Annotated in this window: 15 protein-coding genes and 1 other annotated feature; of the genes, 10 read left to right on the top strand and 5 right to left on the bottom strand. The window is 40.6% G+C overall.

Annotated features, from left to right (window positions below; all coding sequences use genetic code 11):
• Window positions 1–52 precede the first annotated feature (52 nt).
• Together G413_RS0103750 and G413_RS0103745 are read right to left on the bottom strand one after the other, a co-directional pair.
• Entirely contained in the window at window positions 53–1882 is a 1830-nt protein-coding gene (locus G413_RS0103750) for an ABC transporter ATP-binding protein (protein ID WP_022789602.1), read from the bottom strand.
• The gene (locus G413_RS0103745) at window positions 1879–3606 is read right to left on the bottom strand and encodes an ABC transporter ATP-binding protein (protein ID WP_022789601.1); all 1728 of its coding nucleotides are present in this window, start codon (window positions 3604–3606) and stop codon (window positions 1879–1881) included. Before G413_RS0103745 ends, G413_RS0103750 begins: the two co-directional genes overlap by 4 nt.
• Window positions 3607–3751: 145 nt before the next feature.
• Here G413_RS0103745 and G413_RS0103740 point away from each other — a divergent pair, with 145 nt between their 5' ends.
• Genes G413_RS0103740 through G413_RS0103720 form a run of 6 tightly spaced genes read left to right on the top strand, consistent with a single transcriptional unit; the run spans window position 3752 to window position 8326 of the window.
• Window positions 3752–4534 (top strand): HAD-IIB family hydrolase, encoded by a 783-nt coding sequence (locus G413_RS0103740; protein ID WP_022789600.1) that lies wholly within the window; start codon window positions 3752–3754, stop codon window positions 4532–4534.
• A gap of 36 nt (window positions 4535–4570) precedes the next feature.
• Window positions 4571–4756 carry a DUF7916 family protein gene (locus G413_RS12390; protein WP_244910591.1) on the top strand — a complete coding sequence of 62 codons (186 nt, stop codon included), beginning with the start codon at window positions 4571–4573 and terminating at the stop codon, window positions 4754–4756.
• Window positions 4702–5481 (top strand): DUF7916 family protein, encoded by a 780-nt coding sequence (locus tag G413_RS10890; RefSeq protein WP_244910592.1) that lies wholly within the window; start codon window positions 4702–4704, stop codon window positions 5479–5481. Before G413_RS12390 ends, G413_RS10890 begins: the two co-directional genes overlap by 55 nt.
• Window positions 5482–5495: 14 nt before the next feature.
• Window positions 5496–6458, top strand: a complete 963-nt coding sequence (locus G413_RS0103730; RefSeq protein ID WP_022789599.1) for a glycosylasparaginase — start codon at window positions 5496–5498, stop codon at window positions 6456–6458.
• A 7-nt stretch (window positions 6459–6465) separates the two neighbouring features.
• Complete coding sequence (locus G413_RS0103725) at window positions 6466–7581, top strand: Sapep family Mn(2+)-dependent dipeptidase (RefSeq protein WP_022789598.1); 1116 nt, start codon at window positions 6466–6468, stop codon at window positions 7579–7581.
• Window position 7582: 1 nt separating this feature from the next.
• Window positions 7583–8326 carry a copper homeostasis protein CutC gene (locus G413_RS0103720; RefSeq protein WP_022789597.1) on the top strand — a complete coding sequence of 248 codons (744 nt, stop codon included), beginning with the start codon at window positions 7583–7585 and terminating at the stop codon, window positions 8324–8326.
• A 27-nt stretch (window positions 8327–8353) separates the two neighbouring features.
• On the opposite strand, the gene G413_RS0103715 is transcribed toward G413_RS0103720, so the two are convergent.
• The 3 genes from G413_RS0103715 to G413_RS11725 are packed head-to-tail and all read right to left on the bottom strand — an operon-like array spanning window position 8354 to window position 9288.
• On the bottom strand, window positions 8354–8839 hold the full coding sequence (locus G413_RS0103715; protein WP_022789596.1) for a DUF3021 domain-containing protein: 486 nt from the start codon (window positions 8837–8839) through the stop codon (window positions 8354–8356).
• A complete protein-coding gene (locus G413_RS12565) occupies window positions 8836–9081 on the bottom strand; it encodes a LytTR family DNA-binding domain-containing protein (protein ID WP_081637608.1) in 246 nt (81 codons plus the stop codon). The genes G413_RS0103715 and G413_RS12565 overlap by 4 nt, the downstream gene beginning before the upstream one ends.
• Window positions 9082–9288 carry a hypothetical protein gene (locus tag G413_RS11725; protein ID WP_051130151.1) on the bottom strand — a complete coding sequence of 69 codons (207 nt, stop codon included), beginning with the start codon at window positions 9286–9288 and terminating at the stop codon, window positions 9082–9084.
• Between the two features lie 191 nt (window positions 9289–9479).
• Window positions 9480–9709, top strand: a binding site (T-box leader).
• A gap of 61 nt (window positions 9710–9770) precedes the next feature.
• On the opposite strand from G413_RS11725, the gene G413_RS0103705 reads away from it, so the two are divergent.
• The 4 genes from G413_RS0103705 to G413_RS0103690 all read left to right on the top strand — a co-directional run bounded on the left by G413_RS0103705 (window position 9771) and on the right by G413_RS0103690 (window position 15018).
• Window positions 9771–11060 (top strand): O-acetylhomoserine aminocarboxypropyltransferase/cysteine synthase family protein, encoded by a 1290-nt coding sequence (locus tag G413_RS0103705; RefSeq protein WP_022789595.1) that lies wholly within the window; start codon window positions 9771–9773, stop codon window positions 11058–11060.
• 97 nt (window positions 11061–11157) lie between these two features.
• Complete coding sequence (metF, locus tag G413_RS0103700; protein WP_022789594.1) at window positions 11158–12018, top strand: methylenetetrahydrofolate reductase [NAD(P)H]; 861 nt, start codon at window positions 11158–11160, stop codon at window positions 12016–12018.
• On the top strand, window positions 12015–12656 hold the full coding sequence (locus G413_RS0103695; RefSeq protein ID WP_022789593.1) for a vitamin B12 dependent-methionine synthase activation domain-containing protein: 642 nt from the start codon (window positions 12015–12017) through the stop codon (window positions 12654–12656). The genes metF and G413_RS0103695 overlap by 4 nt, the downstream gene beginning before the upstream one ends.
• Window positions 12657–12660: 4 nt before the next feature.
• Entirely contained in the window at window positions 12661–15018 is a 2358-nt protein-coding gene (locus G413_RS0103690; protein WP_022789592.1) for a homocysteine S-methyltransferase family protein, read from the top strand.
• The last annotated feature ends 1 nt before the right edge of the window (window position 15019 follow it).

The raw sequence follows: 15019 nt of genomic DNA, 5'->3' as shown, positions 1-15019 counted from the left end.
CAAACATATAATCTTTTTCTATAAGATTATAAAATAAATGGCAATAATTTACTTACGACAATTCAAACATACCGGTATAAAGCTGATAATACATACCGTGCTGCTCAATCAGCTGTTCGTGATTTCCTCGTTCAATGATTTGACCATGATCTAATACAATAATGACATCCGCATTACGGACTGTGGATAAACGATGGGCAATCACAAAAACAGTTCGTCCTTCCATTAGTTGATCCATTCCTTTTTCAATCAACTGTTCTGTTCGTGTATCGATGGAAGAAGTAGCTTCATCTAAAATCAATACCGGAGGATCGGCCACGGCAGCACGGGCAATGGCTAATAACTGTCTTTGTCCGGTGGAAAGATTGCTGCCATCGTTATGAATCATAGTTTGATAGCCTTGCGGTAATCGGCGAATAAAGGAATCCGCATTGGCTAATTTGGCTGCGCGAACGCATTCATCGTCTGTGGCTTCCAGATTCCCAAAACGAATATTATCTAAGATTGTACCGGTGAACAAATGCGTATCCTGCAGTACGATACCTAAAGAGCGTCTTAGATCGGCTTTCTTGATGAGCTTGATATCGATGCCATCATAAGTAATCGAACCATTTTGAATGTCATAGAAGCGGTTGATCAAATTGGTGATGGTTGTTTTACCTGCACCGGTTGCACCGACAAACGCAACTTTTTGTCCAGGTTTGGCATATAGGGAAATATCATGCAGAATCGTTTTCTTTGTCGTGTAACCAAAGCTGACATCGTGAAAACGAACATCTCCCTGCAGTAAAACGTATTCAATTCCTTGTTCTCTGGGGTGTCGCCATGCCCATTGTCCGGTATTTTCCTTGGTTTCGATGATTTGGTCGTTTTCTTTACGAATGCTGACAAGGGTTACTTTTCCCTGGTCAACTTCCGGATCCATATCCATCAATTCAAAGATGCGTTCGGCACCGGAAAGCGATGTCAACAATAAGTTCATCTGCATCGTAAACTGGTTGATTGGCATAGCCGCCTGCCGCACGAAAATTAAATAGCTGGCCAAAGAACCGACATCCATTTGTCCTTTTAAAACCATGTACCCACCTAGTACGGATACAATCGCATAATTGACATAGGACAAGGATACGACCATCGGAACGATTGTTTGGGCATAGCCTTGTGCTTTGGCACTGCTGCGCTGCAGATTTTTATTTAACTTTTCAAAAACTTTTTGGTTTGCTTTTTCATGATTAAAAACTTTGACGACTTTTTGGCCGGAAATCATCTCTTCAGTAAAACCATTGATATCTCCGATGTTTTTTTGTTGTAAAGAGAAATAAGATTTGCTTTTTTTACTGGAAAATTGAATATAGATAAACATGATGATGTAAAAAAGTACGACGATTAAAGACAATCGCCAGCTTAATACAAAGAGCAGAATCAAAGTACCAACTACCTGGATAAAGCTTTGAATCATCATCGCAAAAGAGTTGTTTAACGCATCCGATACCGTATCTACATCGTTGGTAAAGCGTGACATTAGTTCACCGTGTGAGTGAGTGTCAAAGAAGGACAATGGCAGTTTTTGCAGTACATGAAATAAATCTTGTCGAATATCTTTGACCACTTTTTGGGCGGCGACTGCCATGATCTGTGTATAGCCTAAAGCGGATAAAACACCAATCAAAAAGATAAATGCCATGAGCAGGATTTGAAGGAAAGCTTTATCTAACCCGGTGTTCAGTACTTCGTTGACCACAGGACGAATCATATATGTACCTAGAAGATTTCCTAATGCGGAAAGGGCAACCAGAATGCCGACTAACACAAATAAAAGCGCATGATTTCCCATATAATGCATCAGTTTACGAATGGTTTGGGTGATGTTTTGTGGTTTCATAGACTGGCTCCTTTCTGTTGTGATTCATATAAACCGCGGTAGAAATCACTTGTTTGCAGGAGTTCTTCATGAGATCCTTTCGCAGCAATCTTTCCGTCTTCCAAGATCAAAATTTGATCACAATGACTGACAGAGCTGACACGCTGGGCAATGATGATCTGTGTCAATCCATGAATTTTTGAAAGTGAATTTCGAATTGCGTGATCGGTATTAGTATCAACCGCACTCGTTGAATCATCTAAAATTAAGATCTTTGGTTTCTTCAATAATGCTCTGGCAATACATAAACGTTGTTTCTGACCACCGGATACGTTATTTCCACCTTGTTCGATGTATGTATCGTATTGATCCGGCATCTTTTGAATGAATTCATCAGCACATGCGATTTTACAAGCCTCTTGAATTTCTTCATCGCTTGCGTTTGAATCGCCCCAACGCATATTTTCTTTAATCGTACCTGAGAATAAGGTATTCTTTTGTAAGACCATTCCCACTCTGTTTCTAAGATCTTCCAAATTCATATCGCGAACATCGACCTGACCAATTTTGATGGAGCCTTCACTGACATCGTATAACCGGGCAATCAATTGTACCAAACTGGATTTGGCACTGCCGGTTGCTCCCATGATCCCTACTGTGGAACCAGCCGGAATATGCCAATCAATATCATTAAGCACGTATTCTTTGGCGTTTTGTGCATATTTAAAATACACGTGATGAAAATCGATGGAACTGTCCTTTGGCGTCAATGGAAGGGCACCGGAGATCAAAGTGACTTTTTCTTCCACAACTTGAGCAATACGGTTACAGGAAGCCAAAGAACGAGTAATCAATAAAAAGACATTGGAGATCATCATCAAAGAATTCATGATCTGAAGCACGTAGCTTAAAACACCGGTTAATTCTCCCACCTGCATTTGATTTTGTACAATTAAATGAATACCTAAGGTCATTAAACCAACGATGGCCATGTACATGGTCATTTGAAAAGCCGGGGTATTTAAAGAGGCAATATGGAAAGTATCTTGAGAAATTTTGGCAAGGTCCTGGTTCACTTTCTCAAATTGTTCTTCTTCATATTCGTCGCGCACAAAGGCTTTAATAGCTCGAATCGCCGTTAGATTTTCCTGAATCAAACGATTGACGGAATCAATGACTTTTTGTAGTACAGAATACATTGGGGCTACCTTTCTGACCACAAAAAAGAGAATGACAGCCAGGATCGGGGTGGTAAACAAGAAAATCACAGAAAGTTCTTTATTGATCAGAAAAGACATCACAAGACCTAAAATTAATATAATCGGGCCACGGGCAAAAGGACGAATCCCATTGACCAGTGAATTCTGAATCACTGTCACGTCGCTTGTCAAACGTGTGATCAAAGAACTGGTTTCAAAGTGATCTAAATTGGCAAAAGAATAACTTTGAATTTTCTGATATTGTACAGATCGAAGCCTTTGACCAAATAAGGTAATGGCCTTAGCGGCATACCGAGCATACAGTAAACCAAAAATTAAAGATAAGATGGCACAGCCAATCATTTCAAGCCCCTGTTCCATAAAAACAGAAGGGTCTTTTTGTGCAATCCCCACATCGATGATCTCTGACATCAACAGTGGGATAAAAACTTCAAATGAAGTTTCAATCGCAACACATAAAATAGAAAAAACAAAATATCGTCGAATACCTTTTGTATAGGCAAATAATACTTTTAAAGATGACATATGGAATCCTTTCGTTTTCAATATTATACACCTAAATTTTAACCTGGGTCGAATCCGTGCATATTTCCTATGGTTAGGAAAAATCTTATTTTTTGATTTTAGAAAAATAGCCTATAATATATAAGTTGTCTGGAAAGGAATCTTTATGCATACATTATTTTTTGATTTTGATGGTACTTTACGTGTACCAGAAACCAATGAAGTTTCAAAAGAAACAATACAGAATTTAAGAACTTTGCGAAAAGAAGGGAATTTGATCTTTATTAATACTGGACGTTGTTTTTCTTCTTTAGAAGGACAGGCCAAAGATTTACCGCTAGATGGTGTTATTTGTGGATGTGGTACTTATATTCGATATCGAGGACAGATATTATATGAAGTACAAGCTACATCGATTCAAAAAGAGCGTGTGCTCAAGGCTTTACGCACATGTCGGCTCGATGCGTTTTTAGAAGGTCATGGTGGCCTGTTTGTCGATCAGACGTATTCAGATCAGCTGAACCAGGTGATTTCCTTTTTTAAACGAATGAATGTAAATATGTTGTCTACAGAGGATCCTTCTTTTGCGTTTTCTAAGATGAGTCTCTATTATACAGATCAAAAACAAAAAGATGAATTTGAAAATCTATTAAAGGAAGATTTTGACTTCATCAACTTCCCAAATCTTAAAGCGGAGGCTGTTTTAAAAGGGCACTCGAAAGCCAGTGGTATGCGCATGTTATTGAAAGAATTATCACTTCCATGTTCTACAAGCATTGCCTTTGGTGATAGTGATAATGACATGGAGATGTTAAAGGAAGCAAACTGCAGTGTTTTAATTGGAAAGCATGCCCCGCATTTACAAGAGTTAGCCGATCTAAAAGCTCCGTCTGCCAAAGAAGAAGGAATCAGCTGGGCGTTACGAAAATTGAATTTGATTGAAGAATGAAAGGGGAAACCCTTTCATTCTTTTTTAGGAGGAGTCATGAAACGATTATTGGATTGTGATACGTCCGATCTTAGACAAATGAATAAAGAACAGATCCTGCAGACCTTACAAGCCAGTGAAGGACGAGTGATCGTACAGGAAATATCTTTTTTCATACGGATCGACAGTTGTTGGAGCCGATCAGTGATGCCGAAGTGGCCTGCGCTTTTGGCGCTGATTTGATCTTGCTGAATGCCTTTGATTGTGAAAAAACGGTGATTACCGGTATTGATGCACCCACACAAGAGGTAGTGCATGTATTAAAAAAATATATTGGACGACTTGTGGGAATCAATTTGGAGCCATTAGGAAACTCACAGATGATTTCAGACTTTATCCCTTTGTCCCAAGGGCGTATTGCCACGTTGGATAATGCCAGAAAAGCTAAAGATCTGGGGATCGATTATATCGTATTAACAGGGAATCCGGGGTCTGGTGTAGATAATGATGCGATCGAGAGATCGATTCGGGAGATCCATCAGGATATGGAAGATATGATCATCGTAGCCGGTAAAATGCATGCTGCCGGATCTAAGACAGAAGCCGGGGAAAACATCTTGACAAAAGAATGGGTAGAACGTTTTATCCAGGCCGGTGCCGATATCATTTTAATTCCGGCTCCGGGTACTGTACCGGGTATTACACAGGAATATGTGCATGGTATGGTTACCTTTGTCCATGAACACGGTAAAATGACAATGACCGCTATCGGAACTTCTCAGGAAAGTGCAGAAGAAAGAACTATTGAACAAATTGCATTGATGTGTAAAATGACGGGAACGGATATTCATCATATTGGAGATGCCGGGCTTGGGGGCATGGTCCCTGAAAGCATTATGGCCTATAGTAAGGTCATTCGTGGAAAGCGACATACATATTTAAGAATGGCCCGTTCAGTCAATCGTTAAAAGGAGGAACACATATGTACGGAATTATCGCAACATGGCGCATGGCTTTGGAAGGGATCACAAAAGCTGATGCGATGTTAAAAGAAGGAAGCAATGCCAAGGATGCTATTGAAACTGCTATTCGAGATGTGGAAGATTTTGAATTCTATAAAAGTGTAGGCTATGGTGGGCTTCCTAATGAAGAGATGGAAGTTGAACTGGATGCAGCCTTTATGGATGGCGATACATTAGATGTTGGATGTGTGGGTGCTATCAAGGATTTTGCCAATCCGGTCAGTATCGCAAGAGCTCTATCCAAAGAGCCGGTCAATAACTTTCTGGTCGGAGCCGGTGCGGAAAAATATGCCCATCGTCATGGGTTTGAGCGCAAAAATATGTTAACGGAAAGAGCCAAGATTCATTATCATAACCGCGTTAAAGAAACAAGTGCCGACAGTGAATTGAAACCTTATTCCGGACACGATACGGTAGGTATGGTTTGTGTGGATGCCGATGCGCATATGACCAGTGCAACCAGCACCAGCGGTTTATTTATGAAGCATGCCGGACGTGTAGGGGACTCCCCGGTATCCGGTTCCGGTTTCTATGTCGATTCCAAGGTCGGTGGAGCCAGTGCGACCGGTTTAGGCGAAGATGTGATGAAAGGCTGTGTATCGTATGAAATCGTGCGGTTGATGAAGGAAGGAAAGACACCGCAGGAAGCATGTGAGATTGCGGTACAGTCTTTTGATCAAGAGTTGAAAGAAAGACGAGGAAAAGCCGGAGATATGTCTTTGATCGCCATGAATAATAAAGGGGAATGGGGCTGTGCTACCAATATTGAAGGGTTCTCTTTTGCTGTGGCCACAAGAGATTTAAAACCAACTGTTTACTTAGTAAAGTTTGATGAAAACGGAAAACAATATTTTGAAGAAGCCAGCCAGGAATGGATGGATAATTATATGAAGACACGAATCGCTCCCTTAGTTCGTAAGTAGGCTTATCATGGAAGAAAAACTATTAGAAAAAATTGATGAAATCAGTGATCAGATGATCGAAGGTATCAAACGAATCGTTCGTATCGATAGTGTGGAAGGCACACCATGCGAAGATATGCCTTTTGGAAAAGGTGTCAATGATGCCTTGGAGGAAACCTTAAAGCTGGCTCATGAATTAGGTTTTGAAACAGAAAATGTCGATCATATGGTCGGTATTGCCAAATATGGATCCGGTGATGATTACATTGGTATCATGGGGCATTTAGATGTTGTACCGGTGGGCGATGGATGGAAGAAGCCACCATTCTCAGCCTATGAAGATGAAAACGGAAGAATCTATTCTCGTGGTATTTTGGATAATAAAGGGCCGATCTTAGCCAATCTCTATGCGTTATATGCCATTAAGGAATTGCAGATTCAGCTAAAACATCCAGTATGGGTCTTATTTGGAACCAATGAAGAAACTGGATTTCATGATTTAGAACACTATTTAAAAGTAAAAAAGCCGCCGATCATGGGGTGGACACCTGACTGTAAGTATCCGGTTGTCTATGCCGAGCGTGGACGAGGTGTCTATCAGATCAAAGCCGATATGAATCATCAAAAGGAATTCAATGCCTTTGTCAATGAATACCTGTTATCCAGTGATGATCATGCCAATAAGCTGGGGCTTGCGATTCAAGATGAAGAGTTTGGTATCATGCAGTTAAGAAACAAGAAACTGGTCGATGAAGAAGGAAAACTGGTGTTTGAATTTTCCTTAAGCTATCCGGCTGTAATCACTAATGAAGAAATTTTAAAACAAATTCAGTCAAAGTTATCGGATCATCTGGAGTTGATTTGTACCAGCAATTATGATCCGGTACGCTTTGAAAAAGACTGTTTTTTATGCCAAACTTTGAAAGAAACGTATGAAAAAGTAACCGGGATGGACGGAACACCGGTAACGACAACCGGAGGTACGTATGCCAAGATCATGCTTAATATCGTACCTTTTGGACCTAGCTTTCCCGGACAGAAAGGAATCGGTCATAACCCGAATGAATGGATGGATCGAAGTGATTTGATCAAAAACGCAAAAATCTATGCCTTAAGTATTTTACGGGTAGCCGATGGTGAATAAGATGAATCAGGTAGAAATTTGTTGTGGAAGTTATCAAGATGGAATTGCCGCCTATAAAGGCGGAGCCAAACGCATCGAACTTAACAGCGCTTTAAGTGTAGGTGGATTAACACCGAGTGTAGTTGCACTAAAACGCTTGAAAAAAGAGACGGATCTAAAAATCATGTGTATGGTACGTCCTCGTGCCGGTGGTTTCTGTTATGACAAAACGGATACAGCCATCATGATGGAAGAAGCCAAAATGTTATTGGAGCAAGGTGCTGATGGAATCGTATTTGGTTTCTTAAAAGAAGATAAAACGATCGATGAAGAAAAGACACAAGATATGGTCAAGCTGATCAAGTCGTATCAAAAAGAAGCGGTTTTTCATCGTGCTATTGATGTAACGATTGATATTGATGAAGCGATGCAATGCTTGATTCGCTGTGGTGTGGATCGTATTTTGACCAGCGGACAAAGGGCAAAAGCGATGGAAGGTATCGAATGTATTGCGCATATCCAAAAAACATATGGAGACAAGATTCAAATTTTACCAGGTAGCGGAATGAATGCACAAAATGCGAAAGAAATGTTAGAAAAGGCACAAGTGCACCAGATTCATTCTTCCTGTAAAATTTATGCACAAGATCCAACAACAGTATCACAATATGTGACTTATGCCTATATGGATGCACCTCATGAATCGGATTATGATCAAGTGGATGCCACTTTGGTTAAACAACTGGTTGATGTTGTCATGCGATAAGATAAAAGGGACTGTTACAAACTCTGATCAAAGATTAGAAGTTTGCTCAGCCCTTTTTTCATTCCTTTTTTTAAGATGTTGGTTCATACGCTGAATTTCTTTTTTTTGGATTTGATATAAAATAAGCCATATACAAAGATAAAGGATAAAGAATAAAACACTATATGTTAAAACACCGAACACGGTATGAGACATCCAGTGCATGAACCATGCGATGGGAAACATAGTGATACTCACACATAAAAAGTGTATAAAGCTTTGTTTCAAAAGGCTCCAAGATTCGATTTCCCATATTAGGCTGGCTGCACTGAAAATAGCACCAATCAATGCCGAAAATAGAGTTTGTACACAAACCGCTTGCAGTGAAGATTCAAATAATGCCAGAAAAGCCGGAGCACAGGGGATATAATCTTCACTTTTTGCTAAATAAGAGATTATGATCGACAACAAATAGGATATTGTGATTCCTAAAGGTATTCCCAACAAACTACGTTTTACTATTTCTTTTTTCATACGATCTTCACACTCCTAATATTTTTTTTGATTTTTGATACATATCGACGAGATACATAGCTTTTTGAACCATCGATACAGTTTACGCAGATAGTACCGTTGAAGCTTAGATCAAAATTCATAATTTTTGATAAAGAAATGATTTCTGAATGCGAAATACGAACAAATTGTTTTTCATCTAACAACGCTTCTATCTGGTAAAGCGTTTTTCGTATCTGAAAAAGACCTTTTTTGGTTTGAATTCAAACTTTTCCATGGTCGGCATAAATACGAAAGATTTCTTCCGGCTTGATGAGAACATGTTTTTCATCCTGCATACCTGTTAATACGGATAATGGCTCTTTTTCTATACGAGATGCCAGTTCTTGAATGGATGCACTCAAAGCTTTTGTGATGATGATCACTTGTGTTTCCGTACAGTCTTTTTCAATTTGAATTTGTACTTTCATGAACTTTTCCTTTCTGAAGTCATTATAATAAGGCAAGTCCATAGATACAATAAAACAAAGATAGATGGTAGGAATTTAAGAATAGGTGGTATTAAAAAAGAATTTGATAATAATTTTCAAAAAACATGAAAGAAAATGAAAATAACGCTTGACATTTAATGCCTAGTTATATAATATGTATTCATCCATAAGAAAAGACAAAGAAGAGAAGAGTAGTTTTGTTGGATGGCGTAGAGAGCTTCTGGTTGGTGAAAAGAAGTGCAGAAGGCAGGATGAACATGGTCTTGGAGTCGGATGATCGATGAGGTCATCACGGGATTGCCCGTTATCGCAACAGAGCATGATGGTGCTTGGTGAGGTCATTATCGTAAGGTGATGATAAAATTAGGTGGTAACACGAATCAATAGACTCGTCCTAAGGGATGGGTCTTTTTTTATACACTCACAAAAACCATCCAAAAAGAAAGAGAAGGTAAATAGACATGAGTACAGAAAGAAAATTACAGTTTGAAACATTGCAGCTGCACGTAGGGCAGGAACAACCAGATCCAGCTACAGGATCCAGAGCCGTACCGATCTATCAGACAACTTCGTATGTGTTTGACAACTCACAACATGCAGCTGATCGTTTTGGGTTACGCGATGCGGGGAATATCTATGGTCGATTGACCAATTCGACACAAGGTGTATTTGAAGAGCGTATTGCGGCTTTAGAAGGTGGTGTTGCCGGACTGGCTGTTGCTTCTGGGGCGGCGGCTGTATCGTATGTGATTCAGGCATTGGCGGCACAGGGAGAACATATTGTGGCGCAGAAAACGATTTATGGCGGTACTTCCAACTTATTAGAGCATACGTATAAGCGTTTTGGTATCGATGCGACATTGGTCAACATTCATGATTTACAGGAAGTCAAAGAAGCAATTCAGGAAAACACGAAAGCCATCTATCTGGAAACTTTCGGCAATCCGCACAGTGATATTCCGGATTTTGAAGCCATTGCCAAATTGGCGCATGAACGAAACATTCCGGTCGTTGTGGATAATACCTTTGGAGCGGCTTTCTGGTTTCGACCATTAGAGCATGGAGCAGATATTGTTGTGCATTCGGCCACTAAATTTATTGGAGGTCATGGAACGAGCCTGGGTGGCGTGATCGTTGATGGAGGAAGTTTTGACTGGGCAAAAAGTCAGAAATTCCCGAACATATCCCAACCCAATCCAAGCTATCATGGTGTCCGTTTTACTGAGGCGGCCGGACCGGCTGCATTTGTAACCTATATACGTGCCATCTTGCTTCGTGATACCGGTGCTGCCATTTCTCCGTTTAATGCCTTCTTACTATTACAGGGAACGGAAACACTATCATTGCGATTGGAACGTCATTTTGAGAACACAAAAAAGGTTGTAGAATACTTACAAAAACATCCAAAGGTAGAACGTGTCAATCATCCTTTATTAAAAGAGCATCCGGATCATGAGGCCTATGTTCGCTACTTTAAGCGAGGTGGCGGCAGCATCTTTACTTTTAATATCAAAGGAGGACAAAAAGAGGCGTTTGCGTTTATTGACCATTTACAGTTATTCTCTTTATTGGCCAATGTAGCCGATGTCAAAAGTCTGGTGATTCATCCGGCTACTACAACGCATTCACAATGTACAAAAGAAGAATTAGAGGAAAGAGAAATCTATGATAATACGATTCGTTTATCGATCGGAATTGAAAATATTGAAGATATCTTATTTGATTTAGAAAATGCCTTTCATGGCGTATGATATCGGAAGTCCTGCGGGACTTCTTTTTCATATGTTAAAACGAAGTGATTTTTAGTATAATCTTAATATCACATATTTAAAAAAGGGGTGGTATTCGATGAAAATTTCGGAAATATTAAAACAAGATAAAGTGACATTATCCTTTGAGGTGTTTCCGCCAAAAAAGATCGATGATTATTCCAAGGTAGAAGCGGCCGCAAAAAAGATTGCGTCTTTACATCCGGATTTTATGTCGATCACCTATGGAGCCGGTGGAGGTACCAGTCAATATACGGTTGATCTCGCAAGAGATTTATATCAGAAATATGGAACGCAGGTCATTGCACATTTAACTTGTGTCTCCAGTACCAGAGAACATGTGTTGGATATGATTCAAAAGTGCAAGGATGCCGGTATAGAAAACATCATGGCTTTACGTGGGGACATTCCTAAAGATGGTTTGATCGCACACGATTATCAATATGCCAGTCAGTTGATTCAAGACATCAAAGCACAGGGTGATTTTTGTATTGGCGGAGCCTGTTATCCGGAAGGCCATATTGAATGTGAGCATAAAAAAGAAGATATTCTTCATTTAAAGGAAAAGGTTGATGCCGGTTGTGATTTTTTGACCACGCAGATGTTTTTTGACAATAATATCTTCTATAATTTTCTTTATCGGATTCGTGAAGCCGGTATTCAAGTACCGGTATTAGCGGGAATTATGCCGATTACAAATAAAAAGCAGTTGGCTCGAAGTGTGCAGATGTCGGGTACACAGGTGCCGGAGCGCTTTAAGGCAATTGTCGATCATTTTGGAGATGATCCTAAAGCCATGGAACAGGCGGGTATCGTTTATGCCAGTGAACAGATCATTGATCTGATTGCCAATGGAATTCGACATATCCATGTGTACTCGATGAATAAGCCGGATGTGGCAGCACGCATTCAGGCTAATCTGTCGGAAATGATCAAATGATACAGGTCAACGAAAAAGAAGTGTACCGCTATTTGGGCTATCGCAACCAGACTCCGGATGCATCGATATTAGAACAGATTCAAAGCTGTATGGAACAGATGCAGCAGTGTACACCTAAATTTGTGATGAAAGAATTTGATTTGAAACAATGCGGTGAAGATCTTTATTTTTCATCGGTCCATATTCATTCAAAGGATTTATCCAAAAATTTAAAAGGTTGTGAAAAAATCGTATGTCTGGCAACGACATTAGGTATTGTGCCGGATCGATTGATCGCCAGAGCGAATATACAAAATAAAGCGCAAAGTGTGATCTTACAGGCTTTAGGCTGTGCCATGATTGAAGCTTATACGGATCAAATCAATGAGCAGATCAAAATAGATGCCCGACAAAGAGGCTATTGCTGCCGTCCCCGGTATTCATGTGGCTATGGGGATTGTGCCTTGGCACACCAAAGAGATTTTATTCGAATCTTGGATATGCCAAAGACGATCGGTGTGACCTTGACGCAGGGTGATTTGATGGTGCCGTATAAATCCGTTACGGCCATGATCGGACTGACCAGAGAAGCTAATCAAGATTTGGCTGGTTCTTGTCAACAATGTGAAAAGACAGATTGTATGTATCGAAAGGGGTGAAGGTATGATCACAGATCGTTTAGGAAAAGAGTGGATCTATTTTGATGGTGGTTTAGGAACCATGTTGCAGGAAAGAGGATTACCGGGCGGCGAATATCCCGAAACCTGGAATCTTACCCATCCCGAAGAATTGATTGCGATACACAAGGCTTACCTGGAAGCCGGTTGTCATGTGATCAACGCCAATACGTTTGGGGCCAATGGTCTCAAGTTTGATAATGTGGAAGAAATCATTACAGCCGGGATTCAACTGGCAAAAGAAGCTAAAAAACAAGCAGGGTGCATGGATGCCTATGTTGCTCTGGATATCGGCCCGACCGGGAAGTTATTGGAGCCTATGGGGGATCTTCCTTTTGAAAAGGCTGTATCGTATTTTTCCCAAATGGTCAAAGCCGGTGTAAAGGCCGGCGCAGATCTTATCTTGATTGAAACGATGTCGGATACGTATGAGGCCAAAGCGGCGGTTTTGGCCGCGAAAGAAAACAGCAGTCTTCCGGTGATCGTAACGATGATCTTTGATGAAAACCAGCGATTATTGACCGGTGGCAGTGTAGAATCCGCTGTAGCAATGTTGGAGGGATTACGTGTTGATGCCTTGGGAATCAACTGTGGCTTAGGTCCCGAACAGATGCTTCCGGTTGTCAAAAGGATTCGGGAAGTTTCTTCTCTGCCCATCATCGTCAATCCCAATGCCGGACTCCCTGTCCAGTTGAATGGAAAGACTGTCTATGATTTAAAAGCCGATGATTTTGCCCAGGCGATGGTCAAGATTGCACAGATCGGTGTACAGGGATTAGGGGGTTGTTGTGGAACTACTCCGGAATACATACAAAAAATGATAGAAGCTGTAAAGGATATTCCCTGCCAACCGAATACGATGAAAGAACAAACGTGGGTAACTTCTTATGCATCGGCGGTGCAGATCGGAAAAAAAGCGGTTGTGATTGGGGAAAGAATCAATCCTACGGGAAAGAAACGCTTTCAACAAGCTTTACGAAACAAAGAGTTTGATTATATTCTTTCGCAGGCGTTGGAGCAGGAAGAAGCCGGTGCCCAGATCTTAGATGTGAATGTGGGATTACCGGATGTTGATGAAGCCGAGATGATGAAAGAAACGGTTGTGCGCCTTCAAAATGTCTGTGCCCTGCCATTACAGATTGATACCGGAAATTTAGAAGCTTTAGAAAACGCCTTACGTCTTTATAATGGAAAACCGATGGTTAACTCGGTGAATGGGAAACTGGATTCTATGGAATCTGTATTTCCTTTGATTCAAAAATATGGAGCGGTGGTCGTTGGGCTATGTTTAGATGAAAGTGGCATTCCTTCTACATCTAAAAAGCGTCTGGCCATTGCCCAAAAGATCGTGCAAAAGGCACAGGAATACGGTATTCAAAAAAAGGATATCGTGATCGATGGCCTTGCGATGACAATTTCTTCGCAGCCGGATGGTGCTTTGGTTACGCTGGATACACTACAAAAGGTTAAAGAAGAACTGAATGTTTCTACGATACTGGGTGTTTCCAACATTTCGTTTGGATTACCGCAACGAGAGATCATCAATTCTTATTTTTTAAGCATGGCCTTACAAAGCGGACTATCGTGTGCCATGATCAACCCGAATAATGAAATGATGAAAAAAGCATTTGATGCATCAATGGCCTTGATGAATCAAGATGCACAATGCATGCATTATATTTCCAACTACAGTAAGCAGGTGGAAGAAAAGAAAAGTGAAAATCCGGAAGTTTCTTTATCGTTTGCGATCCAGAAAGGTATGCAGGATCGTGTAAAGGAAATTACGACTTCGCTTTTAGAAACAAAAGCGCCTTTAGAGATCATTGATGAAGAATTGATTCCGGCTTTGGACCTTGTGGGAAAAGGCTTTGAACAAGGCACGGTATTTTTACCGCAGCTTTTGATGAGTGCAGAATCAGCCAAGGCCAGCTTCGAAGTCTTAAAAGAAAAAATGGCACAAAATCAGTCTTTATCCAAAGGCAAAATTATCCTTGCCACCGTACAGGGAGATATTCATGATATTGGGAAAAATATTGTGAAGGTTTTATTGGAAAACTATGGGTATGAGGTATTGGATCTGGGCAAAGATGTAGCCCCGGAAGTGATTGTTCAAACGGCTATTTCAGAAGAAGTAAAGCTGGTTGGATTAAGTGCCTTGATGACCACAACCGTCAAAAGTATGGAGGAAACCATTGAACTGCTTCATAAAGAAAAACCGGATACCTTTGTGGTGGTCGGGGGTGCAGTCTTAAATCAGGAATATGCCGATCAGATTCATGCCGATCATTACGCCAAAGATGCGATGGCAACGGTTCGTTATGCCGAGCAAATACTCAAACAGTAGG

The sequence above is a fragment of the Faecalicoccus pleomorphus DSM 20574 genome (assembly GCF_000420345.1).
Classification (GTDB): domain Bacteria; phylum Bacillota_I; class Bacilli_A; order Erysipelotrichales; family Erysipelotrichaceae; genus Faecalicoccus; species Faecalicoccus pleomorphus.
This window is presented reverse-complemented; position numbering and strand designations above follow the sequence as displayed.